The organism is Deltaproteobacteria bacterium (assembly GCA_026388545.1).
Lineage (GTDB): Bacteria > Desulfobacterota > Syntrophia > Syntrophales > UBA2185 > JAPLJS01.
Genome location: JAPLJS010000119.1, coordinates 1 through 21,982, shown reverse-complemented (window position 1 = coordinate 21,982; position 21,982 = coordinate 1). Strand labels below are relative to the sequence as shown.

The window sequence follows — 21,982 nt, the reverse complement described above, 5'->3', positions numbered from 1 at the left end:
ATACTCGTTATCTCTTTTCACAGCGAGCCGACAGGCGCTTTCAATGAAATCCTGAGCTTTTACCGAAAATTTTTCAATAATCATGCTATTTCCTCACATTGAATCAGGCTGAAAATACCATTAATCCGGCAGTCAAATAAATCTATACCGTGTATAACTATTTCCGGATCCTTTAAGAAACAATTTATTTACTCTTTCGGTTCGTTTTTTGGAGCATTCTCAAACTCAATTACAAATCTTTACACTGGTTATGGTGAAGCCAGCATAGGCATTGGTGGATGACTAAACTCTATAAAAACAAAGCATTGAACTATACTTTTCATTAAATATGTCAATTAAAACAGCACTAAAATTCTTCCATGCATCGAGGAATGTGCTTTTTATGCAATGTTTCTAACGCTATGACTCAATAAAATTAATATCCAAAATTCAGTAAATCTTTATGGCTCATTTTTAGCTATCAGACCGTTCGGAACAATCTCGTTTCGTTATTTATTTTCGATTTTTTCACTACTGTAAAATACCTTTATTCGTAAAAATCTTTTACTCTTGAAATATATTTTTAATTCGTTAAAACTAGCATTCAAGTTTCACGCAGTCTCTCATTTACTAAGGTCAAACCATATAAACGAATCCAGTAATCGCTAAAACGGAGTTTACAAAAATTATGAAAACACCCGGATTAAATGGCGGAAAGTTATCCGGCTTCTTCTTGAAGCCATGGAAAACGTCTATGAATGGTGATCAAATGTTTTACAGTAGTTCCCACTTCCACCACATGCTCCGAATCGAGCGGAAAAGAGCGGAGCGCTCCAAGAAGCCCTTCCTCCTCATGCTTCTTGACCTCTCGGGACTGGATAACGGACAGCGCAACGGATGCACGCTTGAAAAACTAAAGGACGTCCTTGCTTCCTCTTCAAGAGATACAGATATCAGGGGATGGTACGAGCATGGTGAAATCATAGGTGCCATCTTTACAGAAATGGTTTCTGTCGATGAGTTATCGATAGAAACTATTTTCCAGAAACTCAATACCAAGATTGATGACACTCTCAATCCAGATTTGGCAAAAAAGATCAACATATCCCTTCACCCCATTGCGCCAAGTCCGGTCTTACAGTTATTGCAGCCACATATCCCGGATAAAAAAAGAGAAGAAGAAAAGCGGCAGGAAGGAAACTATTTCAGCAATCCCTTAATTTATAATGAAAGTTTTGTTTGTTGAGAAAGGTGAAAATCCTTATGAAGAAAAGCGATAATGAAGTAACTGCGTGTCCAAAGGTAAGGAATCCTTATAGTGATGCGGAAATCATTAACTCCAGTCTGTCGAAATATTTTAAAGGCAAATCAGACACATTGCCATTGGAGAAGCTTGAGTATTCAATACTCGCCGCCCTGTCCATATACTTTCAGGGTCATGCGAAAGGCTGAACTACTAATACTCTGACTTTATGAGATTTCATATTAGGGAGTTTTTTATGACCGGAATAAATGTCATCAGTCGCAAAAGTTATATCAAAGCGCGAACCATCAAAATTAAGACGGCACAACTGTGCCATATTGAAGAAACCGTCAAGCTGGCAAATAATGGGATTTCATCGAAGCTCTCAAGTCATTCACGGACACCGGAAGGTTATCAAATGTTTCTGCACGTGGACACCGATGGAGGGCTTATATGCCAGCAGATTTTAGATGCGCTCTTGCGTTTACCTGAAGGCAACATTCTCATTGAAAGAATTAATTGTTAAATTATCCCTATAGTTACCCAATATTCAGTGACTTGGACCTCTTTAATTAATATCCCTCCCCTCATTCTTGCCTCGGTGGTTCCGTTGATATCTTGCCTGTATTCTCTTATCTCCGATGATAAGATCGCCATCAATTTTATTTTCTCATGAATCCAATCTGTGCTAAGAAATCAGGGCAGTCATATTGGATAGATGTATCTTTGCAGGCATGATAGCGATAAGGCAAAGGGGTTTTTATAACGTGAAATTTATTTCCTACGACAGCATTAAAAAGGTTGAATGTGAAACGGAAATAAGGAGTGCAAATTCGAATGCCATTAACGATTTCAGCCTGACATGGGACACGTACGTCGATAAAAAAATTGTCAAAGAAAAAGACAAAAATTTCCACTATCGCATTTTCGAATGGGATAGAATAATCCATATGTCAATCAATTTAGGATTCGATTACACCTGCTACGCAGCTTATACCGGCATACGATTGGATGGTTTATTGTCCCTGCGGAATCAAAATAAGCTGTACCTTGATTTTTTTGCCACGGCTCCCTGGAATTATTATGCTACCGCCGGTAAGATGAGGCGAATTGGATCCGGACTCGTTTATTTCACAATTAAAACGAGCTTCTCTTTTTCTTTGGATGGAGAATTTTTTCTTTATGCAATAGAGGATGCCGAGAAGTATTGCGAGAGGATCGGAATGGTACATACAGGTCAATTCAAATTCGGCCTAAAAGAGTATCACATGTTAAAAGATAAGGCGGCCATTTTTGAAAAAGATTTTCGACAATACATTATCAACAAATAGGTCATGCCTTCCCTCTCTCCTCAATGGTCTCGACACAATTACTCTCAGGATAAAAAGGTTGACCATAGGTACTATGAGTGGTACTCATCGCCCGGAAATGGGAGTGATGTACCGTTTCTCCCTTGCGACTTCCTCGCTATTTGGGCAAATCATCTGGAATAACAATGCAGAAATTGTTTCTTTTTGATTTTGATGGTGTCCTGGTCGATTCCCTGGATGTTTATGAACGGAGGGTAAAACTCTGCCTGGAAAAAATTGGGACCCCTATTGTTCAGAGCCGGGATGATTTCCTGGAGCTGTTTGAAGATAATTTTTATGAGGGCATTGTGAAAAAGGGCATCGATCTGGCGGCATTCATGAATGCGTCAAAGTCCATTCCCACAAAGGACGATTATGATCAGATGGTCCTCTTTACTCCACTATTTCCGGTTCTTGCCGAACTTAAGAAGGATAACATCCTGGCGGTTATTTCCTCCAATGTATCGAGGGTCATTCATGTTATTCTTTCAAAGTATGGATTCAACGGCTGCTTTAAAAAGATTCTGGGGGCCGATTTCGGTTACAGCAAGGAGGAAAAGATTCTTCACGCCATGAATCTTTTCCGGAAGGAAAAGGACAGAACCTACTATGTCGGAGATACTATTGGAGATATTAAAGAGGCCCGCATGGCAGGTGTAAAAGCAGTTGCCATAACCTGGGGCTGGCACTCAAAAGAGAAACTGGAGACGATCAACCCTGATTATCTCATTGAAACTCCGGATGATTTGTTGAAGATTTGACTACAAGTCGTACAGGGTTTCATCAACCCGCGGTTTTGGTTTTCTGCTTCCCTTTATTGGCTTCACCCCAAAGACAAAGGGGTCTTCCCCTTCCAGCAAATCCCCCATCTCCTGTTCGATTTTTTCGGGGTCTTCCCCTCTTTCCATACGGCTCAAGGCCTCTTCCATCCCCGGCCCCAGATTCATTCCCGTCGCGTCGGAGAGCTTCCTCATCAGCATGGCGGCCTGGCGGGGGTCGTCTTCATTGATTTTATCCGCTTCGCCGGCAAGCATTGCCATCGCTTTTTCCATTTTCGCTTCATCAAAAGGAGGCATGCCCTCATCGGCTGCCTCGTCTTTTCCCCGGGAAACCCTGGCGAAAATCGACATCTGACGCTTTAATTTAACCCTTTTACATTTCGGACAATTAGGGGTCTTTTCGGTGTTGACGGTTCTGGAAAAGAAGCTGTAAATCGTATTGCATTTTTGGCAGTAAAATTCGTAGATTGGCATTACCGTTCCTCACTTTTTATCATCAAATATTTTCTCCCCTCCCTCAAGCACCCGGTCCGTACACCCTCCCGCCGGAGAAGGGAAAAAGAGGCGGGAGAGTCAATCTTTATGGGGTTTAGTTTAATCAACCAGCCCAAAAAATCAAGATGCTTTTTTATCTTCCATCTGCTGAAGACGGGCAATTCGCTCCGCAAGGGGGGGATGTGAATAGTAAAACCATGCATAAAAGGGGTGCGGGTGCAGATTGGCGAGATTATCTTTCGCCAGGCGCTTTAACGCTTCGGTCATGGGTTTTGCGGTGCCGACGAGATTAAAACAATAGTCATCCGCTTCCCGTTCAAATCTTCTCATAACCATTGCACCTATCGGTGTCAGAAAAAAGGATACCGTACCAAAAAGTGCGGCAATCAGCAGGAGGCCGACATAGGGAAACTTCTCAGCAAAACCGAATGTTTCATAGAGAAGAGGCCAGTCCATGAGGCGATAGATCAGATAGAAGACTCCAAGGGAAGCGGCTTCCGTAAAAACCAGTTGCTTCATGATGTGTTTCTTTTTCCAGTGTCCCGCTTCATGGGCCAGAACGGACAGGATCTCATCGGATGAATGAGATGAAAGCAGGGTATCATAAAGAACGATGCGCTTCGTTTTCCCCAGACCGGTAAAATATGCGTTCGTGTGTTTACTTCGTTTGCCCGCATCTAACTGGAAAACCCCTTCGGTTTTCAGCCCTACTTTTTCCATCAGAGCAATGATGGCATCTTTCAACTCCTCATTCTGTACCGGTTCAAACTTATTGAACAGGGGGGCGATCAGAACGGGATAGAGCCACACCATGAGCAGTTGGAAAGCAGAGAAGACAACCCATACCCAGAACCACCAGGAACGTTCGGCATAGTGGATAAGGGCGAGCATGGCGCCTAAAAGTATCCCCATCAGTATCATGGATATCAGAAGACTTTTGATAAGATCGGTAATCCACAGTTTGATTGTGATCGTGCTGAATCCGTATTTTTTCTCGATCACGAAGGTACTGTAGAGACTGAAAGGGATATCCAGGACACTGCTTATCAGGGAAAGAATCCCAAAGAAAATCAAGCCGGAAAGGATAAAATTGAGGTTCCATGAGAGTATCAGAACAACGAGTAAGGGGAGGAAACCGCTCAGCAGAATTATAAGAGTAACCATATCATCAAAGAAGTGTTCGATAGACCCAAACCGTGAAGAATCCGCCGTATAGTCGCTCATCCGTGACAGAGTGGCCTCGTCGATCTCTCCCTGGAAAACTTCAGGAACATCGCGGCCATGGAGGCGAAGATAACCGACATTGATGTATGTTAACAGCCATCGGGATAGGGAGCCGGCTGCGAAAAGAACGAGAAATACAATTAACAGGATATTCCATTGTACCATAGATTATAAACTTACATTCTTTCCTTATCAGTAGATCGGGCGTCTCGCCGGACATTTGTCAGTTTTTCCAGCATTTTTTCAATTTCCTGGAGAACTTCCTCAACGGAATTGACGGCAATGAAGTCATGCTCTCCGGGAATTGTAAATGCCGGGGCGTTGAGGCCGATTACGGGCGTACCGCTGCGAAGGGCAAGGGCTATTTCGGACAATGTCCCGGGGCCGCCTCTCAGCGCCACCAGTACATGCGGCGTCTTGGCATTGATGACGTTTCGTGCATCGAACATTCCCGTATAAATCGGGATATCGACAAATTCATTGGGGTATCTTTCAAGGGGATGCTGTTTGTCGTTGGGGAGAATGCCGATAACGAGGCCGCCGGCCGTATATGCGCCTTCACAGGCCGCTTTCATGACACCCGGCCCGCCGCCGGTCAGCAAAACGTAACCCCGCCTCGCAATGGCCTCTCCCAGACGCCGGGCATCTTCCATGACCGCGGGCGATTCGTCATTGTGACTTCCCATCACCCCGATAATAAAAGGTTTTCTTGTAACTGAAATTTTTAGCATCGACTTCCTTTAGCAAATAGAGTCAATGACCACAAGAGAAATATAAACCTCTGCGTTGACAGGACGTGCAAAACATGGTGAGATTGCTCCTCGAAGGAGGAACTACCGAAGATGGTTGAAAAAATTGCTGACAATTTTTATATGATTACCCTGCCCATGCCTTTTCGCCTTAAGCATGTTCATATTTTTGCCCTTGTTCATAATGGCAAAGTGGCGCTGTTCGATACGGGGGTAAACACACCCGAAGCCTTTTCAAAGCTTGAAGGGTCTCTGAAATCCATCGGTAAGACCATTCGTGATATCGATCAGATATTCATTACCCATTTTCATACGGATCATTGCGGTATAGCAGGAAAAATCAAGGAGCTATCAGGAGCCGTCATCGCTATGTCGGAGATAGACAGGCGGCGAATACACAGCGATCAGGAAAGCGGCATCGATATTAATCAAATCAAAATGTTCTACCGCCGGCAGGGGCTCACAGAAAAATCCATCGATGCCCTGGTGGAACTCCTCGTTTTTTTCAGAAAGGCGACGCTTCCCTTTCGGGTTGATACATGCCTGGTAGATTATGAGCGCCGGACGGTCGGCGATAGAGAATTTGAGGTTATACCGGTACCCGGGCATACCAGCGGTCAGGTGTGCTTTTTCTTCCGAAAAGAGGGAATCCTCCTGTCCGGAGATCACATCTTGCCGCATATCACCCCTAATCTCAGTCCTGATCCCTACAATCCGGATTTTCGCCCTCTCAAGAGCTTTCTGGATTCATTGACAAAAGTTGAAAACCTCCCTGTGGTGAAGGTGTATCCGTCCCACGGTGAACCCTTTCCGAATTTAAAGGCGCGGGTAGAAGAAATGAATGAACACCATCAGGAAAGAAAAAATCTCGTGTTTGATTCTGTGAAAGGGGGCCAGAAGACATCTTTTCAGGTCTCTCTGGACATCTTTGGGGAAAATTTGCCTGAATTCGATCAGTTTTTGGCCGTCAATGAAACGTACGCACACCTTATTGAGTTGAGGGAAGAGGGTCTTATTAAAGAGGTAAATACAGAAAAACTTCTTGTGTATGCGGTCATTTAACGCATGGGGAAGTCTGCCGGTGAGGCTAAGGAAACGGCTTCCATTTCCGCGGAGGGGTATGTTTGCAGTACCGATGACAGAGGCATCTGATTTTGAACGGTGGGGTCAATCCAGAGGGACTCTTTCTCCTTTGACACGATGACGGGCATCCGGTTATGGATGGGCTGGATCAGGTCATTGGGTTCTGTGGTGATGATCGTACAGGTGTTAACAGGTTGCCCCTCCTGCGATGTCCACATTTCGTAGAGACCGGCAAAGCCGAAAGGCCTCCCCGATTTAAGGCGGAAATAGATGGGGGTCTTTTTCTTTCCCTCTTTCAACGATTCGTAAAAACCGTCGGCGATGATCAGGCACCGGCGTTTTTTAAAGGCGTTTCTGAAACTCGGTTTTTCCGACAGGGTCTCCGCGCGTGCATTGATCAGCCTGCTTCCGATGGATGGGTCTTTTGCCCAGGAAGGAATCAATCCCCACCGGAATTGTACGAGTCGGTTTACGCCGTCATGGATTACGGCTGCAATGGTATGACTGGGCAGGATATCGGTGCTCGGCCTGTAATCACAGGCGATTTCCTGAATATTAAATGCTTCTGTTATAATAGACAAATCGCTGATGAGAACAAACCGACCGCACATAATCTCCCCTTTTCAAAGGTGGATGATTTTAACGTTTGTCCACTTCTCGCGAAGATATTCGGCAACGAGCCTCCGATGGCATTGCAAGGGCTTTTCCTCACTGCACAAGAGACATGCCTCTTGCAGAAGGTCCGGGGTTATTATCTCTTCGACTTTTCTTGCCGACAGCAGTGCTAAAAAGTCCCTTTCGTAAAGAGACCAGTCACCTTTGTTTTTCTTAAAAGCAGAAAGCAACTCCTGCGTCGGTGCCAGATCCAGGCGGTGGACATAATCGATCCCGCCGATAGCCCGGAGAAAAAACCGAAGGTCGTCCCGCTTTGCAAAGCCAGCCAGTTGGGAGACGTTGTTGAGCCGTATGTCTATCACCCGCTTAACTCCTGAATGTATCAGACGTGTGAAGAAATCCTCTGCCGTCTTCTTCGTGAAGCCGATTGTAAATATTTTAATATGAGTCATGATTCCCCTGTTCTTCTTGTAGCATGTAGGCGATCTTTTCGCCTTGGAGGTCGTATGCACGGGCGATCTGCTCTGCCGTAGTGGAAAAAAGATCTTCTGGTGAAATCTTCAAGAGTTCCAGGAGTCTTGTTTCTGCATCCCGATTGTCCTCGATAGTACTATCCTCCAGAATATGCCCGATGAGAATACCACCAGCACGCAAATGCCGGCAGATTAGGATCATCCGGTGACAGACAATGGGGTCTTTTTCGGCACACATAAGAGCAATGCGATAAGTTGTCATCCCTTTGCGCAAACGGCTAAGCCCCTGCTGGAAGAGGTCTGTCCTTGCCAGAAGGTCATACTGAACCTTGCCATTTTTGTAACAGTTTTGGTCAGAGCTTCGAGGCCCCAGCTCTGACCCCAGGTAGATGTAAGCAATGTGATGCTTCGCCAATTCATCCTTCAGGGCTTCCCGGTTGAACTGTGGTGTGAAACGGCTGTAAGGACTTGAACGGACGTCACACAGGGCAGTAATGCCGTGCATGGTCAGCAGTTCAATGAATCTCTTGATGGGGTGAATCGAATGTCCAATCGTGAATAATTCCAACATATAATTACCTTACATCAGGTTGTTGATGGTATTCAATACCACGGATCTCACCGGGCAACAATCCCGGCTATCAGTTTGTAACAAAAGCCGTTGAAGGGTTCACCCAGGCTAATTGTCAAATATAAATCCCCTGTTGGAAGGGGATATTGACCGACACTGTTCAAGATATACTTTCTTTCTATATCAGGATCAGTAACCGCAAGTAAATAAGATACATTTTTATATATGAATCTCCCACGCACTTTTTTTCTTCCGTCAAACTCTTCGGAAACATCTATGGAAATATCTTGCGGTTTTATAAAATACAATGATGAAGCAACTTCTTTTGTAACGATTTCCTCCGGAATTCGGTCATTCAATCCATTTGCACTGTGACAGCTGTTCATCCATAGCGATGCAACGTCATCACACAATCCTGAAATCGCTGCTGCAGGACATTTTCCCTTCCACTCCCACCCTTGAGCCGTCAGGACATTTTCTTTCTGATAATGATGGAAAGCCTGTCTTGTGACTGGAACTTGAACTATATCGAGCAAGTGAAGGATGCCTCCGTTATTCAGTCGAATATCATGGATGGAGAGCTCTCCGGTTGCTTCTTCACTGACAGGACGAATCCACGGACCGATGGCATCATTTGACCACTCCTTGCCTGCAACGCAATAACCGCCTTGCTTCCTGGATGTCGCCAGACACACAAAGGTTTTATGCTCCATCTTCTGAGAACCCTTCCGGCATAGATAGGACAGGCGCAGAATCTTGATTTCGTCGTAGTCGATCTCCCCCTGCAATTCGTCAAATACAGGTTTCAATCTGTCTGTCCCCAGGTGATCAAAGAATGCAAATACCCTCTGCTGTTGATTCGTCGTCAGTTGAGAAAGCATCAAAAACGCATCCCCTGCGAGGGGATAGCCTTCCTGACAGTATTGATAAAGATTATCAAGAACTGTGCTTTGTTTAATATTGAACTCCGCCATCAGTTGCTCAATGGATCTGCCCTGATGATAAGCCTCTCCAATGTGACTGTGCCGCCGAACACGGTTGCTCCGGGGCGGCGCGGGGACGGGCGGCGGGATTCTTTCAGACGCTTTGGCTTGTTCCGGGATTCGATGGGTTTCACAGTAATTTCTGATTATTTCTATGAAGATATCGCCGTACTTTTCCAGTTTTGCCGCTCCGATCCCATAGATTCCCACCAATTCACCCCGTGTTCTGGGCATGCGTGTGGTCATCTCTTTCAGTGTCCGGTCATGGAAAATCGTAAAGGGGGGGAGATTTGCCCGATCGGCTATTTCCTTTCGCTTTTTCCTGAGCATTTCAAAAAGGATGGTGTCATATTGCCCTTGATCTTCTTCACGTTTTCTGAGATTAACGCCCCCTTCTTCCAACTGCCCCATGAATGTCTCTTTCCCGCTCAGAACATCCCACGCCTTTTTGGTGAGCTTCAATGTCCCGTGCTCCACCTCGTGCATGATCAGACCCTTCTGGATAAATTGGCGGAACAAGTGGCGCCATTGTTTTGCCGAATATATCGTTCCTATCCCGTACGTAGACAATTTCTCATGTGCGAATTTTAAAATCTTTTGGGATTTGGAACCCCGTAAGACATCAACGATATGGCCTGCGCCGAATCGCTCGCCGGTTCGTTTGACGCAGGAAAGAAACATCTGGGCAGGAATGGTGATGTCGACCAAATCCTTTTGCTCAAACCGGCAATTGTCGCACATCCCGCAATTTTCAAGAACACAGTTTTCACCGAAATAATTCAATAAAGGGACGCGTCGGCACAGGTCTGTCTCGGCAAATCCCAGGAGGGTGCTGAGCAGGATATTGGCGACTCTCTGTTCCTGTTCATTTTTTTGTTGAATAAAGTATTTGATCTTTTGAATATCCCCGTAGCCGAACAGCAGGAGGCAGTGGGCGGGCAGACCATCCCGCCCGGCCCGCCCGATCTCCTGATAATATGATTCCAGGTTCTTTGGCAGGTCGTGATGGACAACGAAACGGACATTCGACTTGTTGATTCCCATTCCGAAGGCGATCGTCGCTACGATGATCTGGATGTCATCCCGGATAAAAAGCTCCTGGTTTTGCGTGCGTTCCTTTTCCGATAGACCCGCATGATAGGGCCTGACGGAGTAGCCCTTCCGATGAAGAGCGGCTGAGATGTCGTCCGTCTGCTGGCGTGAGAAACAATAGATGATGCCGGATTCATTCTGATAGTGTTTTAAAAATTCAAGAGTTTGCTCGAGGGGCGCCGTTTTCGGGGCCACTTCCAGGAAGAGGTTCGGGCGATTGAAGCTGCCGATAAATTCATTAGACACAGCGATTTGCAAAGATTGTTTGATATCCTCCCGTACCCGCGGTGTAGCAGTAGCGGTAAGGGCTATACATGCTGTATTTGGAAAGATTGATCGAAGCTCCGAGAGTTGCCGGTATTCCGGGCGGAAATCGTGACCCCACTCGGAAATGCAATGAGCTTCATCAATGGCAAAGCAATCGACCTTCAATGACGACAGCAGGGCCAGGGTTCTTGTTGCCAGCAGTGCCTCCGGCGCCAGGTAAAGCAGCCTGACGGCATTTTTCTTGAGACGTTCCACATGACTCCGGTATTGCTCAATGCTTAAAGTGCTGTTCAGGAAGACCGCCGGAACGCCGCATTCCTTAAGCTGGTCCACCTGGTCTTTCATGAGGGAGATCAGCGGCGAAACCACAACGGTCAAGCCTTCAAACATGAGCGCCGGAATCTGATAACAGATGGATTTTCCGCCCCCCGTGGGCATAATAACCAGGGCATCTTTTTTCTCCAGGATATGAGAAATTATCTCTTCCTGCAGGGGCCAGAAGGTGTCATAGCCGAAAACGTTCTTGAGGATGGACTTCGCCTGACTGATCTTGTCACTCATGCTCTTTCAATCACTTAGAATTCCTTATTCTGCAACCTTCACGTACACGAAGTTTCCTGGATTTGTTCGGGCATTCTTAAATAAAACTGGCACATTCCCCCTCTTAAAAATATTCATACCCTCCTCCGAATTAGTGAAGAGAAGCCTTTCCCTTTCTTCTTTCCCGTATTTCACTCAATCCTAATAACGGACCGTCTGAATAGGTATCATTAGTGTATTTGAACTTCATGTAGTGATAATAATTCCACAATAGTTTTTCGGAATATTCATTGTCATAAAAACCGAGCAGAACGCACAGTATTGAAATTGCATAAGCCTTTCTGTTATTGCCTGAATTGATAATATCTATAATTTCTTTAGAATAGTTTGTTTCAGACATGAGTAATATCCTAACCGCAAGCTCAACGAACGAATCATTTTGAGGCTTCTTAAGTTCTTGTAGAATCAGCGGCACGGCTTGTGCCTTTTCCTCTACGAGCCTGTCAATTAGCGGCGTATGGTTAATCGGGTCAGGCTTGTTTCTCATTATCCCAATAAGCGTTTCTGCGCCCTTTGCTCTTTCAATGCGTTTTAATTCTTCCTTGCCCCTATCAATAAATTGTCGGGTCACTTTGGTTGCTATCCCCTCAATTTCAGGATGGAGTAAACAGGAATATAGCAATCTTGGAGCGGAAATCTCATGCACTTCATTACGGGCAAAAAACGCTTCGTCAATTAACGGGTTGCCATAATCAACTACTTCTCCAATCGGAATATAGTCATCGTCTTGTTCTTCCCTTCTCGGTGCAGAATGTTGTTCTTCAAGGTCTTCATTGTATGCTGGCATACAGCATTTCTTATACTTCATGCCGCTTCCGCACGGACACGGATCATTTCTGCGTATTTTGGACATTCTTTTTTCCTATCTTTGGTATTATTCTACCTCCACAAACGGCAGCACCGTCTCCCAGACGGTGTTTCCGCCATGGGTGTATCTCTCTTTCATCCTTCCCGTATCGATAAAGCCGTGGTCTGCGATGAGGATGAAGCGCGGCAGGCTTTTCAGGATCGGCACGATTCCATGAATAAATTCGCTTTTGATATTCAGGTAGAGGGGATAGATGTCCAGGGTGGAGTTGTGGACCTTGGTGTCGATAAAATTGAAATGGAGGACCTTTGTCTCCGCGCTTCCTTTGAGAACGCGATTGAACTCCCGTGTAGGGAAACCACGCTCCGACCATTTCAGGAGGGCGATCCGCCCGTCACTTTCTCCCTCTTCCTCGATACCCAGGAGTTTACGGAAGTGTGACGTAGAAGTCGGCGCCGAAATGACAAAGGGATGCTCCCTGAGTTTCCTGCCTTCGTTTTCCAAAACTTCTTTGAGGATCAGCCAGAGGTCATAACGCAGTCCGTCCATGACAGCGACAACGCCCTTCATCCGTTCACTGACGGCAGCGATGTCCAGCGAGCCGGCAAACCGGTCGGGCCGCTTTTCGTAACCTGCAAGGAGATCACGGCAGTTCCTTTCCAGGGCGTCGATGCCCGCTCCCTCGATAAGAACTTCGTCGATATTTTCATAACGCAGCGCCACTATACGGCAGGTGAGGGGGGCGATGACCCTGGTGAAGACCTCGACGCCCCTGTACCTTTCGCGTTCAGCGAAGATCCTGGCGATGGAGAGCAGTTCCGCAAGCGGCTTGTCTTCCACCGATGTAATGAAGGCAGCAGAAATGATCTTGCCGGAGAGCCGCTGGAACACTTCTTTCCGGATCTGTTTTTTCAATGGCCCGATACGCTCCTTCTTGAGAAAATCGAGGAGTTCATCGTCGTTATAAGATCCCCAGCGGATACCGTCGAGGGAAGGGAAACCGCCTTCTTTCTTCAGCGCCTCTTCCATATCCTCGTACGTCCGCGGGTGGTGCTCGCCTTCCATCAGAGAGCGGAAGAGCGCTTCTCCCTGTGCCCCATACCGGCAAAGTCCCTCCTTCAGGGCAGCAGTTGCCTCATTGTGTTCTTCCCGTATATGGATGATGCTGTCTTCATCGTCTCCGATCCAGCCGAGAAAGAGCCTCTTGATCTCTTCATGCCGGAAACGCTTGCCTTTTACCTTGCCAGTAAAATCGGCGATGTCCAGCTCCCTGACCTTCCATCGGCCTTTCAATGCCTTCTCTATCGCGGTGAGAACTTCGTCCGTCAGAAGGGGGAGCATGAGGGATATATTGACCTTTCCCGCATCGAGATTGATCAGCGATGTAAACCGTACGGCAATGTCCTGCCTTCCGGCGTCATATAAACTCAACGCAAAGGAATCGAGCTTTTCCCTGTTTTCGGCGGTCTTGAGGGCTGCGAGAAAGTTGCGGAGCCCCTTCCGGCATAACCCGGTAAAGTCGGCTTCGAGCTCCGGCGGCGTATCGCCGATCGTGAATCCGCATCCGCATGCAGGATTGAGAAAGAGTTCGCTGTTCAGGTCATGGCGGCACGCCTCCGGCAGGCGGTCAATTTCCCTCTTCAATTCCCACCACTCCCCGGGGAAGGTTACCGAGCCGACGAGCGTTGCAATTCGTTTCAGGGCCTTTGCCTCGGGCAGCTCATCGACGGCCTTCCTCTGTGCAAACACAGCGGCGCTGTAATACTTTTCGTGGCTCTCCTTGTATGCCCGTGTATATTCGTCGAAGAAAACCTCCCATTGCTCTTTGATGCCGTCAAAGTCGCCGGTGTAGGCCCGAAGGAAATCCTCAATGTGCAAGACAAGGACATCCCGTTTTCCCCGGAGGTCCGGGGGCAGTTTCAGGGCGGGGTGGATCAGATAGAGCCAGTATTTATTGAGGAGTTGGAACTGTTCGGAAAGGAACAGCGAGAGCCGCTCGACATAATCGAGTTCGCCTTCCATGGCAGGTATCTCCTTGAGGTAGGAGAGGAAGCGTTCCAACCCTTCCGCGGGCGGCTGCGACAGGGTAAGGGAGTGGAAGAACATGGACAGACGGTTGAGGAGAGAGCTGTCGAGTGCCGCCTTCTTGAAGAGAGAGTAATCTTTGTATTTGTTAATGAGGACGTTGATGTCATCCAGCAGGCGCCTGCCCCGGCGCACCAGATCCGTCGAGAGCTTCCACATCAGTTTCTGGGTGATGGGTGTCGGGATGTCCTCTACCTCTCCCCAGATAAACCTGCCGGCGGGGATATAGGCGAGAAGTTCCGCAGGCAGTGTCTTGCCCGGCTTCAGTTTGGAGATCTCACCGCTGGTAAGCTGCGATAGTTCCTTGAGTTCAACCATCTCGTCACGGCCATAAGGGATGAGATGCCCGGAAGTGATGAACGCCGCCAGGGCGAGGTTGATCTGGTCGTCCGTCATTCCCCACTTTCCCTTTTTCAAGGCAGCCCGGATATAGGCGACGCCTTCCGCACGGGAGGAAAGGGTCAGGATATGCGAAACAAGTTCATTGGCGGGATCGAGGGAGACAAGAAAACTGCTGCCCCTTTTGGCAACGATCCCGAGGGGTTCCGGCAGGGCGTTGATATACGTGACGAGTCCCTTTTTCTCCGCCTCTTCGATGGTGATCCTCCCCTGCCTGATGAAGTCCTGGAAAAGGGCGTGCAGATGCTGGGAAGAGATATAATCCACCCGCGGCATGATCCGGGTGTGGTTGGGGAACAGCTCGGAAAGGCTGTAGTCGAAAAGATGGGAGAGCAAACGTTCTATTGGCAGATAGCCGATATCCCTGATGTTGTCCACACGTTTTCCCGACCCGTAGATAACCTCGCCGTCGAAGTATAGACGGGTGATGGTCTCCCGGAATTCCGCCTCGTCCCGGCGCAGGTCGCCTCCGAGCGCGGGAAATTCCCCCGCCAGCATTTTTTTGGCAATAAATTCTTCGATGAAGGCCGTCTCTTCGTCATTCGGCAATCTTGGGACCCAGAAAACAACAGCGGCAAGGAAGGGCGAGGCATTGGCGTCTTTCCAGGCGTCGCTCCCGATATTCTCCGCAAAGGGCGAGAGGATGACGAGAAACCCGTCGATCCGTTTCTGTATCCCCTCGATCATATTTTCCATTTCTTCCCGCTGGAGCGAGAGCGGAGAGGCGGTCAGGACGACGCATTCCCGTGGGCTGTTTTGCCAGGTAAAGCGGTATCTCTTTCCTTCCCTGATATCCCTGAGGGGGAGATAGGGTAAAGCGATAAGGCTGCATATCTCGGAAAACAGGACATTCCTGTCGGCAAATCGCTCACGGACCGCCTTGATCTTCCCCCGTGCCCTGATTCCTTCATCTATCGTGGTGTCGAGGAAATAATGCTCTCCCTCGCGGTTGACGTACATCTGGTGCGCTACGAGGGGATCGAGGATGCCGCTTTTGATGTAGTCGTAGTTGATCTGCGAGGTCAGGGTGCTTACTTTCTTCAGGAGGAGTTCGGCAATCTCTTTGGCGTTCTTTCTCTTTTCGAAGGGAGATATCTCGGTAAGCGCCAGTATCTTGATCACGGCCAGGGCGGTCTCCTGCTGTACAGGCTGGGAGAGGATCATGCCGATATTCCCCCGGTAGTAGTCATAAATGACCCGCGCCAGGGGCGAATACTCGGGAATCTCGCGGATGCGCTCCTCGAAATGGTCGAAGATGGCCTCCGGCGTGATGAGGGTGGAGGGGGGATCGTCAAAGGCCTTTTTCACTTCCGAAAAAACGAACTGGATAACCCCCCGGTGCTGGGAAAAGACAGGGGTCAGCCCGGAGAGGTACCGGGCCGTGAAGGGGTGCAGGGGGTATGTCTTGCGGAAATCTTCATAGCGGAGATGAAGCGCCGGGTAGTAGTGTTTCAGTTCGTCAAAGATATTTCTGATGACGGACTCGGCGCCTTCCTTTTTGATCACGATCCGCTGGTCGATAATGTCCTCGATATGGGAGGAGGAGAGGTTCACCCGCACGGGATAGCGATCCTTGATCCGGTTGAAGATGTTCGACGAGATGTGTCCCGTCTCCTCGATCCATTCCTGGAGGGAGGCGATCACCCACAGAGGGTGGTGGAAGGAAAACTCGCCCAGGAACTGAAGGAACCGGATGTCTTCATAAAACGCCGACGCGGCGGGTTTTGCCCTCAGGAATTCCGAAAGCTCGTCGATCAGGATAACCGTCGGTCGGTCGACGATCTCCCGGAACTGCTCCTGCCGGTTGGCGCCGCCGCCCTGATAGCCGCAACTATCTAAGACGATGCGCTCCAGCGGCAGCGAGGCGGGGTATTTCACGAGGGAAATCTTCACGGGGTTGATATTCCCCGCATTTATTTCCGGGAAGTCGGCAAGGAGGGGTGTTCTTCCCTCCTTCAGCAGGAGGAAGAGGTAAGAGAGAAAGTGGGACTTGCCGCTCCCGTAGTTGCCCTTGAGAAAGACGCCGCACCCCCTTCGTGCATTGACCCGTGCGAGGATGACCCTGAGTCCTTCTTCCACTTCCCGCGTCAGGACAAAGGAAGACGTGATGGCATCGGGGATCGTGTCCGCGTCGTCCAGCTCGATGACCGGTTTGATGTCGGGGATGTCTATAATGTCGCGTAGTTTTTCTGCCATCGTCGCTCCTTCTTCAGTAATCCGTAAAGGCGTTTCGCCTCGGGTCGGACAGTCAAGATATTAATATAAATGCGAACATACCATATTAAAAGGCTGCTTTCAAATCATATCAAACCATTAACTCGACGCAGCCTGCCCCGTATCCCCGCCTCCGCGAGGACACGCTTGATACGGGGGCGACCTGCATAACGGCTTTGCCCAAGTGGGAAAATCAAAAGCTTATAGTATGTCTTCTAAATTGCGTGAGCCGTGAATTACACGATGGATTTCAACGGTTTTTTCGCGGACGATATAGAATACAAGGTAGGATTCGATAACAAGAACACGATAGCCGGAATTTTTGAGCTTGTCATCTCTTGGTATGTGGCCAAGAAGTGGATGCGTTTGAAGGTTGCCAATGCGTTGGTCAAGTTTATCAATAAAGACTGCTGCATTAGCTGGGCTGTCATTTGCGATCCAGTCGAAGATTGATGTAAGATCATCAACAGCGACTGGAAGATAACGGAGAACGTACTTATTTGCCATGCAAACTCTGCCTGAGTTTCTTGATTACTTGAGAATGGGTAAGTCCCTTTTCACCCGCTGCAGCTTGAGCTTGAGCAACGGCAAGCTTTCCGAAAAGCTCTACTTTGGCATTGAGTCTATCATAATGTTCGATGCTCATAACGACGAGATCACCCTCACCGTTCGTGGTCAGAAAAACTGGTTCGTCCTGTTCATGGCACAAAGCGGCAATGGCACGTGTTTGATTACGCAGGCTCGATATGGGTTTTATGATTGGCATGGTTCCTCCATTAAAAAAAGCTTTTGGAAAATAATGTATCACCTAATATTGATAAAATAAAGAACGAATTTGCGACACAGTTCCGATAACACAACGTAAGCGCTTTTTGAGTATTAGGGGCAGCTGCCACTAATTAAAAGAATGTCTGGTAATTGGTGGCTGACCCCGATTTCTGCAAAATCGGACCGTTGGGACAGCGGACTTTAGCAAGGCTGGTTTTATCATAGCGGACGGCAAAAATGAGTAGTCATTGCGAGGGTGAGCCGAAGCCCTGAGCAACGCGAAGGGGCAGCGACGCGGCAATCTAATGAGATTGCTTCACTTTTCCTCTCGCTACGCTCATGGTTTCAGTTCACCGCAATGACCATATGTCATGAGTAAAAGTTTGAATGCGACTTGCCATAAGGCAGGTAAGCCTACGCAATATGAACATGTAATCGCTTTCCCAGTGCCTTCGCCACCCGATCCAATGTTGACAGCTTTATATCTTCTGCATGGTTTTCAATCCTTGAGATGGCCGTTTTCTTAGTCTTCAGACGATTTGCCAGATCCTCCTGGGTCAAACCAGCAGATTCACGCGCTTGACGAAGAACGATCCCGATCTTGAACTGCTCATAACCTTCGTCAAAACCATTAGCGAATTCTTTGTCTTTCTTTTTTCTATCAGCTATATATTTCTTCAAGTCACTCATTTCTTTTCCCTCCTGCTTAAAAATTCTTTCCTATAAAATTCGGCTCTTTCTATTTCCTGCTTCGGTGTTTTCTGAGTCTTTTTCATAAAACCATGGGTAAGAACAATTACGGAATGTCTATCAAAGAAACAGAATATTCTATAACTGTTCGTTCCATACTGAATCCTGCATTCCCAGATATCTGTTCCGGTCAGTTTTTTAAAGTATGTTGATGGTACAGTTTCTAGATCCTCCAATAGACGCAACACCCAGATGATCTTCTGTGCTACTTTGCCGGTTAAGGAATCAAGAAACTCCTGAACAGGACATCGACCTTCCATGGTCTTATAAAGGATGATCTTTCTAATCATGGCTACAAGTTAACATGCGCGTTAACATTTGTCAATCCGTGTCAACAAAAAGTGTAGGAGGCAGCCGAGCATAAAATCGGACCGTTGAATTTGGTTATTCGGGGGTTATGCGGGGGACATAACATTTAATTCCACGCTTCGAATATAAGTGTTATGTCCCCCGAATTATCCGAATTATCCATCTTCCAGTTTGTAATTGAGGTGAGGATTACCATAAGAACTGTAGCATATGAAGTTGCTGTAGTAGCCCTGATAGCGCATCGCCTGAACCCACTAAGCGTGAGGGTTTTTGATGAACTGCAAAACCTTATGAAGATTTGGGGCGCGTGCCGTGATTGATTCATCAAAAGCCGACCATAGCATCCGTGCAAACTGATTGGCCTCTAGTCCCAATTTGCATACGTAAGCTTCGCTAATCCCCAGAAAGTCCTTTCCGTGTATGATGCGTAGATCGTCAACTTCTTCGAGTTCATCTCGGATCTGCGAATGCGCGGCCTCTATGAACGACAATTTTTCCAACGAAATCTTGGCGTTATGGAGTAGCGCTTTCAAGAAGGAAGGAAACTCAAAGACAATCTTTCCCAGTTTCTTACGCACGTATTTCGCGGCAGGGGTGCGTTGAAAAGGTAGGTCCATACAGTCTCGCTGAGAGACAATCCTGAGTAAGCCAACATCTCGACACATCACAATAACATTGCTGAGCACTTCCCAAGGATTGAGGGCTTCTCGCTGTAGACCAAGATATATCGCTTTTTTCATTACCGTGATCTCCGCAAGATAACCTTCAATGTCCTTTCGGTCTGTGATCCAAACATTTGCCGGAATAGCTCGTCCAAGCAGGATATCATAATCGGCATCGACGAAGAAGCGTGCCCTTGTTGTTCGGTCCTGTAGGTTGGCGGCCACAATTAGAATACGACCTTTTGCCCCTCCTTCATGTACGTCGACTTCGACGTATTTGTCCAGCTCCAGAATGCGCACATCCGGGTTTATTGTGTCACGAGCAAGCCATTCCAGCAGAATGCGGTCGCTCTCTCCCTCTACGAAAAGTTCATGTCGCTGGTCGTCCATTCTGTACGCCGCAATCAAGGAAGTGATTGTTCGTCGCAGCACTTGTCATACTCCGAGATTTAAACACTGATCAGGATAGCTTCCTGCGATTTCCGGTGAGTGTGTCGCAACAATGAGTTGCGGCTGTGCCATGGACGCGCATCGCAGCATTGCGGGTAACAGCTTGCGCTGCCACGCAATATGCATTGACATTTCCGGTTCGTCTACCGCAATGACTGTTCCTCTTCGGCGCGTGGTCATAGCGGAGGAAAGCAAATACAAGAGGTGGTACTCCCCAGAACTCAACTGTAGTTCATTCAACTTGCTCTGATTCTCTGTGTAGATCGTCAGGCCTTCTCGAACATCTACTTGGATTTTCTTGTCGAGAAGGAAGTCATTCACAACTTCCTCGAATGTACTCAATCGCTGCGCTAGCAAGTCCCGTTCCTGGGCGCGAGATTCCAGGACCTCTACGTAGGAACCAATTATGGGCAGGACGTGTTGCTTCGACTTGGATCGTTTCGGTTGGGATAGGATGTCCCTGAGCTGGGGATAATCCCAGCGTTCCCGAGACAATTGGAACCTATCCGCAATTTCATCGCTTTTACGAATCCCCTCTAGGCGCTGCAGCAATTCAGCTGCGGGGAACTCTTCACCTCTTGGGTGCGTGACTCTTTCTATGATCTTTGTAAAGAGATCAGGCTGTCCTATTGAAAAGAAGCGCCCGTGCTCAAGTTGTGCTTCACTCATGAAGCGCTTGATTCGCCTCGAAATGGATCGATCATAGTGTGGTTCTGGCTGCGCAAATCTGGGCACATTGATGTATGGTTGAACAATTTCATCGCGCGAGGCTGGCCTCTCCTGAGCAATCATATGCGTGGTTTGCTGTTGTCGAATCTCTTTCGCATTACTGCGCAGTCGATCAATGCTTATGAAATCGACAGATACGTCCTTTATATGTTCAAAGTATCTTTCCCGGAATTCATCGACTAATGTTTGTAGTTGCACATCGAATGAACCCTTCGCTCTGATGTGAAGCTCGACAATATTGTCGTCGAACGTCACTTTCAATACAATCTTTTCTTTATCTTTGAGCTTGGTTGTTTGAGGAACAACAGAGATAAACGAGTTATCACTAAACGTGAGCCGTGCAGATTTAAACGGGACTGCCCTGAAGGGATCAAAATCGAGTTGCACGAGTCCACTAATCATTGCGAGAAGCGTGGTCTTCCCGACTCCGTTTAGACCGTAGAGGATAATAAGAGAAGCAGTATCTTCGTGCTCGGTCGCGGTAGGAAATGCGATCTTGTAATCGTACTTCGCAAAGAGCCCTAGCACTTCGAACATTTGCAGTTGCATGTTATCTCCTTTACAGTGGTGATATAATTTAGACAATGACACATCAATAAAGCAATGCTACATCAATTTTTTAAATGGAGTTGCATTACCCATATAATTCTTGAATAAACTTCAGAACACAGTGCCTTTATTTACTGAAAGAGTTCATACCATACTTGATGTGAAAAAACAAATGATTACCGGATGAAAGCGTGAATATCTAAAGACGGGATGGATATCTCGCTTTCAGAAAGAAAATAATGACCATTAATGGTAGATTTCGGAGAGGAAATGACGGAGATCAGGCAACTTCTGGAATATCTTCTGGAGGCGGGCTGCGATCACATAACAATCGGGCAGTATCAACAGCCTACCCGGGACTATTATCCGGTGATTAAATACTACCATCCGGACGAATTTGCTTCCCTGAAAGAGTCTGCCCTGAAAATGGGGTTTCGACATGTTGAAGCGGGGCCGCTGGTGCGCAGCTTCTACCATACAGCAAAAGCCTGGTAAATGCCACACGGATCAAGGTTTCTTATCCGTGGCGACCCCCATGATATTACGGTTAATGGCCTTGGGATCTATGAGTTTTTCAATGGCATCCGTGACGGCGTTATTGATCTCCACAGTCAGGTGTTTTCTGAGATCTTCATCAGTAAGATTTACGTCCTCGCGCGATGAATCGCCCTTTACCGTGTAGGTATGAATAATGGAGGCCTTCTTTACATCCGCAAGATAAATACTTAAAACCACTCTTGTTCGGTAATTTGCCTTC

The 21,982-nt window shown here is 47.4% G+C and carries 22 protein-coding genes and 1 pseudogene; 7 read left to right on the top strand and 16 right to left on the bottom strand.

Annotated features, from left to right (window positions below):
• Positions 1–667 precede the first annotated feature (667 nt).
• From NTW12_15270 to NTW12_15250, 5 genes are all read left to right on the top strand, one after another.
• Positions 668–1,225 carry a hypothetical protein gene (locus NTW12_15270; GenBank protein ID MCX5847691.1) on the top strand — a complete coding sequence of 186 codons (558 nt, stop codon included), beginning with the start codon at positions 668–670 and terminating at the stop codon, positions 1,223–1,225.
• A 17-nt stretch (positions 1,226–1,242) separates the two neighbouring features.
• Entirely contained in the window at positions 1,243–1,431 is a 189-nt protein-coding gene (locus NTW12_15265; GenBank protein MCX5847690.1) for a hypothetical protein, read from the top strand.
• Between the two features lie 47 nt (positions 1,432–1,478).
• A complete protein-coding gene (locus tag NTW12_15260) occupies positions 1,479–1,748 on the top strand; it encodes a hypothetical protein (GenBank protein ID MCX5847689.1) in 270 nt (89 codons plus the stop codon).
• 241 nt (positions 1,749–1,989) lie between these two features.
• Positions 1,990–2,553 (top strand): hypothetical protein, encoded by a 564-nt coding sequence (locus NTW12_15255; protein MCX5847688.1) that lies wholly within the window; start codon positions 1,990–1,992, stop codon positions 2,551–2,553.
• Between the two features lie 164 nt (positions 2,554–2,717).
• A complete protein-coding gene (locus NTW12_15250) occupies positions 2,718–3,332 on the top strand; it encodes an HAD family hydrolase (GenBank protein ID MCX5847687.1) in 615 nt (204 codons plus the stop codon).
• Here the strand turns inward: NTW12_15250 and NTW12_15245 are convergent, their stop codons facing one another.
• The 3 genes from NTW12_15245 to NTW12_15235 form a co-directional block, all read right to left on the bottom strand.
• Positions 3,333–3,824 carry a zinc ribbon domain-containing protein gene (locus tag NTW12_15245; protein ID MCX5847686.1) on the bottom strand — a complete coding sequence of 164 codons (492 nt, stop codon included), beginning with the start codon at positions 3,822–3,824 and terminating at the stop codon, positions 3,333–3,335. It lies immediately after the preceding gene.
• Between the two features lie 141 nt (positions 3,825–3,965).
• A complete protein-coding gene (locus NTW12_15240) occupies positions 3,966–5,234 on the bottom strand; it encodes a M48 family metallopeptidase (protein ID MCX5847685.1) in 1,269 nt (422 codons plus the stop codon).
• 11 nt (positions 5,235–5,245) lie between these two features.
• The gene (locus NTW12_15235; protein MCX5847684.1) at positions 5,246–5,800 is read right to left on the bottom strand and encodes an LOG family protein; all 555 of its coding nucleotides are present in this window, start codon (positions 5,798–5,800) and stop codon (positions 5,246–5,248) included.
• A gap of 111 nt (positions 5,801–5,911) precedes the next feature.
• Here NTW12_15235 and NTW12_15230 point away from each other — a divergent pair, with 111 nt between their 5' ends.
• Positions 5,912–6,880, top strand: coding sequence for an MBL fold metallo-hydrolase (locus NTW12_15230; GenBank protein ID MCX5847683.1), 969 nt, complete (start codon positions 5,912–5,914; stop codon positions 6,878–6,880).
• Here the strand turns inward: NTW12_15230 and NTW12_15225 are convergent.
• The 12 genes and pseudogenes from NTW12_15225 to NTW12_15170 all read right to left on the bottom strand — a co-directional run bounded on the left by NTW12_15225 (position 6,877) and on the right by NTW12_15170 (position 21,213).
• Positions 6,877–7,512 (bottom strand): SOS response-associated peptidase, encoded by a 636-nt coding sequence (locus NTW12_15225; GenBank protein MCX5847682.1) that lies wholly within the window; start codon positions 7,510–7,512, stop codon positions 6,877–6,879. The genes NTW12_15230 and NTW12_15225 overlap by 4 nt on opposite strands.
• A 12-nt stretch (positions 7,513–7,524) precedes the next feature.
• Positions 7,525–7,968, bottom strand: a complete 444-nt coding sequence (locus NTW12_15220) for a DUF488 domain-containing protein (protein MCX5847681.1) — start codon at positions 7,966–7,968, stop codon at positions 7,525–7,527.
• Entirely contained in the window at positions 7,955–8,557 is a 603-nt protein-coding gene (locus NTW12_15215) for a DUF488 domain-containing protein (protein MCX5847680.1), read from the bottom strand. Before NTW12_15215 ends, NTW12_15220 begins: the two co-directional genes overlap by 14 nt.
• 737 nt (positions 8,558–9,294) lie before the next feature.
• A pseudogene (recQ, locus tag NTW12_15210) lies at positions 9,295–11,463 on the bottom strand (DNA helicase RecQ).
• A gap of 130 nt (positions 11,464–11,593) precedes the next feature.
• The gene (locus NTW12_15205; GenBank protein ID MCX5847679.1) at positions 11,594–12,355 is read right to left on the bottom strand and encodes an SEC-C domain-containing protein; all 762 of its coding nucleotides are present in this window, start codon (positions 12,353–12,355) and stop codon (positions 11,594–11,596) included.
• 21 nt (positions 12,356–12,376) lie between these two features.
• Entirely contained in the window at positions 12,377–16,990 is a 4,614-nt protein-coding gene (locus NTW12_15200; GenBank protein MCX5847678.1) for a DUF6079 family protein, read from the bottom strand.
• 219 nt (positions 16,991–17,209) lie between these two features.
• On the bottom strand, positions 17,210–17,515 hold the full coding sequence (locus tag NTW12_15195) for a type II toxin-antitoxin system RelE/ParE family toxin (protein MCX5847677.1): 306 nt from the start codon (positions 17,513–17,515) through the stop codon (positions 17,210–17,212).
• Positions 17,505–17,774: a type II toxin-antitoxin system prevent-host-death family antitoxin gene (locus NTW12_15190; protein ID MCX5847676.1), complete on the bottom strand. Its 270-nt coding sequence runs from the start codon at positions 17,772–17,774 to the stop codon at positions 17,505–17,507. The genes NTW12_15195 and NTW12_15190 overlap by 11 nt, the downstream gene beginning before the upstream one ends.
• 416 nt (positions 17,775–18,190) lie before the next feature.
• Positions 18,191–18,466 (bottom strand): helix-turn-helix transcriptional regulator, encoded by a 276-nt coding sequence (locus tag NTW12_15185; protein MCX5847675.1) that lies wholly within the window; start codon positions 18,464–18,466, stop codon positions 18,191–18,193.
• Positions 18,463–18,816, bottom strand: coding sequence for a type II toxin-antitoxin system RelE/ParE family toxin (locus NTW12_15180; GenBank protein ID MCX5847674.1), 354 nt, complete (start codon positions 18,814–18,816; stop codon positions 18,463–18,465). Before NTW12_15180 ends, NTW12_15185 begins: the two co-directional genes overlap by 4 nt.
• Positions 18,817–19,089: 273 nt before the next feature.
• Positions 19,090–19,887 (bottom strand): DUF4435 domain-containing protein, encoded by a 798-nt coding sequence (locus NTW12_15175; protein MCX5847673.1) that lies wholly within the window; start codon positions 19,885–19,887, stop codon positions 19,090–19,092.
• Positions 19,888–19,932: 45 nt separating this feature from the next.
• A complete protein-coding gene (locus tag NTW12_15170; GenBank protein MCX5847672.1) occupies positions 19,933–21,213 on the bottom strand; it encodes an AAA family ATPase in 1,281 nt (426 codons plus the stop codon).
• A 261-nt stretch (positions 21,214–21,474) separates the two neighbouring features.
• Between NTW12_15170 and NTW12_15165 the strand changes: the two genes are divergently transcribed.
• Positions 21,475–21,720 carry a hypothetical protein gene (locus tag NTW12_15165; protein ID MCX5847671.1) on the top strand — a complete coding sequence of 82 codons (246 nt, stop codon included), beginning with the start codon at positions 21,475–21,477 and terminating at the stop codon, positions 21,718–21,720.
• 12 nt (positions 21,721–21,732) lie between these two features.
• Here NTW12_15165 and NTW12_15160 read toward each other — a convergent pair.
• The coding region (locus NTW12_15160) for a hypothetical protein (protein MCX5847670.1) at positions 21,733–21,982 on the bottom strand (250 nt) is incomplete at its 5' end.

Excerpts from the sequence above, each read along its gene's own strand:
- NTW12_15195 (MCX5847677.1), bottom strand. The coding sequence starts at position 17,515 with ATGGCAAATAAGTACGTTCTCCGTTATCTTCCAGTCGCTGTTGATGAT.
- NTW12_15230 (MCX5847683.1), top strand. The coding sequence starts at position 5,912 with ATGGTTGAAAAAATTGCTGACAATTTTTATATGATTACCCTGCCCATG.
- NTW12_15265 (MCX5847690.1), top strand. The coding sequence starts at position 1,243 with ATGAAGAAAAGCGATAATGAAGTAACTGCGTGTCCAAAGGTAAGGAAT.
- NTW12_15270 (MCX5847691.1), top strand. The coding sequence starts at position 668 with ATGAAAACACCCGGATTAAATGGCGGAAAGTTATCCGGCTTCTTCTTG.
- NTW12_15170 (MCX5847672.1), bottom strand. The coding sequence starts at position 21,213 with ATGTTCGAAGTGCTAGGGCTCTTTGCGAAGTACGATTACAAGATCGCA.
- NTW12_15165 (MCX5847671.1), top strand. The coding sequence starts at position 21,475 with ATGGTAGATTTCGGAGAGGAAATGACGGAGATCAGGCAACTTCTGGAA.
- NTW12_15260 (MCX5847689.1), top strand. The coding sequence starts at position 1,479 with ATGACCGGAATAAATGTCATCAGTCGCAAAAGTTATATCAAAGCGCGA.
- NTW12_15245 (MCX5847686.1), bottom strand. The coding sequence starts at position 3,824 with ATGCCAATCTACGAATTTTACTGCCAAAAATGCAATACGATTTACAGC.
- NTW12_15235 (MCX5847684.1), bottom strand. The coding sequence starts at position 5,800 with ATGCTAAAAATTTCAGTTACAAGAAAACCTTTTATTATCGGGGTGATG.
- NTW12_15175 (MCX5847673.1), bottom strand. The coding sequence starts at position 19,887 with ATGGACGACCAGCGACATGAACTTTTCGTAGAGGGAGAGAGCGACCGC.
- NTW12_15185 (MCX5847675.1), bottom strand. The coding sequence starts at position 18,466 with ATGAGTGACTTGAAGAAATATATAGCTGATAGAAAAAAGAAAGACAAA.
- NTW12_15205 (MCX5847679.1), bottom strand. The coding sequence starts at position 12,355 with ATGTCCAAAATACGCAGAAATGATCCGTGTCCGTGCGGAAGCGGCATG.
- NTW12_15250 (MCX5847687.1), top strand. The coding sequence starts at position 2,718 with ATGCAGAAATTGTTTCTTTTTGATTTTGATGGTGTCCTGGTCGATTCC.
- NTW12_15240 (MCX5847685.1), bottom strand. The coding sequence starts at position 5,234 with ATGGTACAATGGAATATCCTGTTAATTGTATTTCTCGTTCTTTTCGCA.
- NTW12_15180 (MCX5847674.1), bottom strand. The coding sequence starts at position 18,816 with ATGATTAGAAAGATCATCCTTTATAAGACCATGGAAGGTCGATGTCCT.
- NTW12_15200 (MCX5847678.1), bottom strand. The coding sequence starts at position 16,990 with ATGGCAGAAAAACTACGCGACATTATAGACATCCCCGACATCAAACCG.
- NTW12_15225 (MCX5847682.1), bottom strand. The coding sequence starts at position 7,512 with ATGTGCGGTCGGTTTGTTCTCATCAGCGATTTGTCTATTATAACAGAA.
- NTW12_15190 (MCX5847676.1), bottom strand. The coding sequence starts at position 17,774 with ATGCCAATCATAAAACCCATATCGAGCCTGCGTAATCAAACACGTGCC.
- NTW12_15220 (MCX5847681.1), bottom strand. The coding sequence starts at position 7,968 with ATGACTCATATTAAAATATTTACAATCGGCTTCACGAAGAAGACGGCA.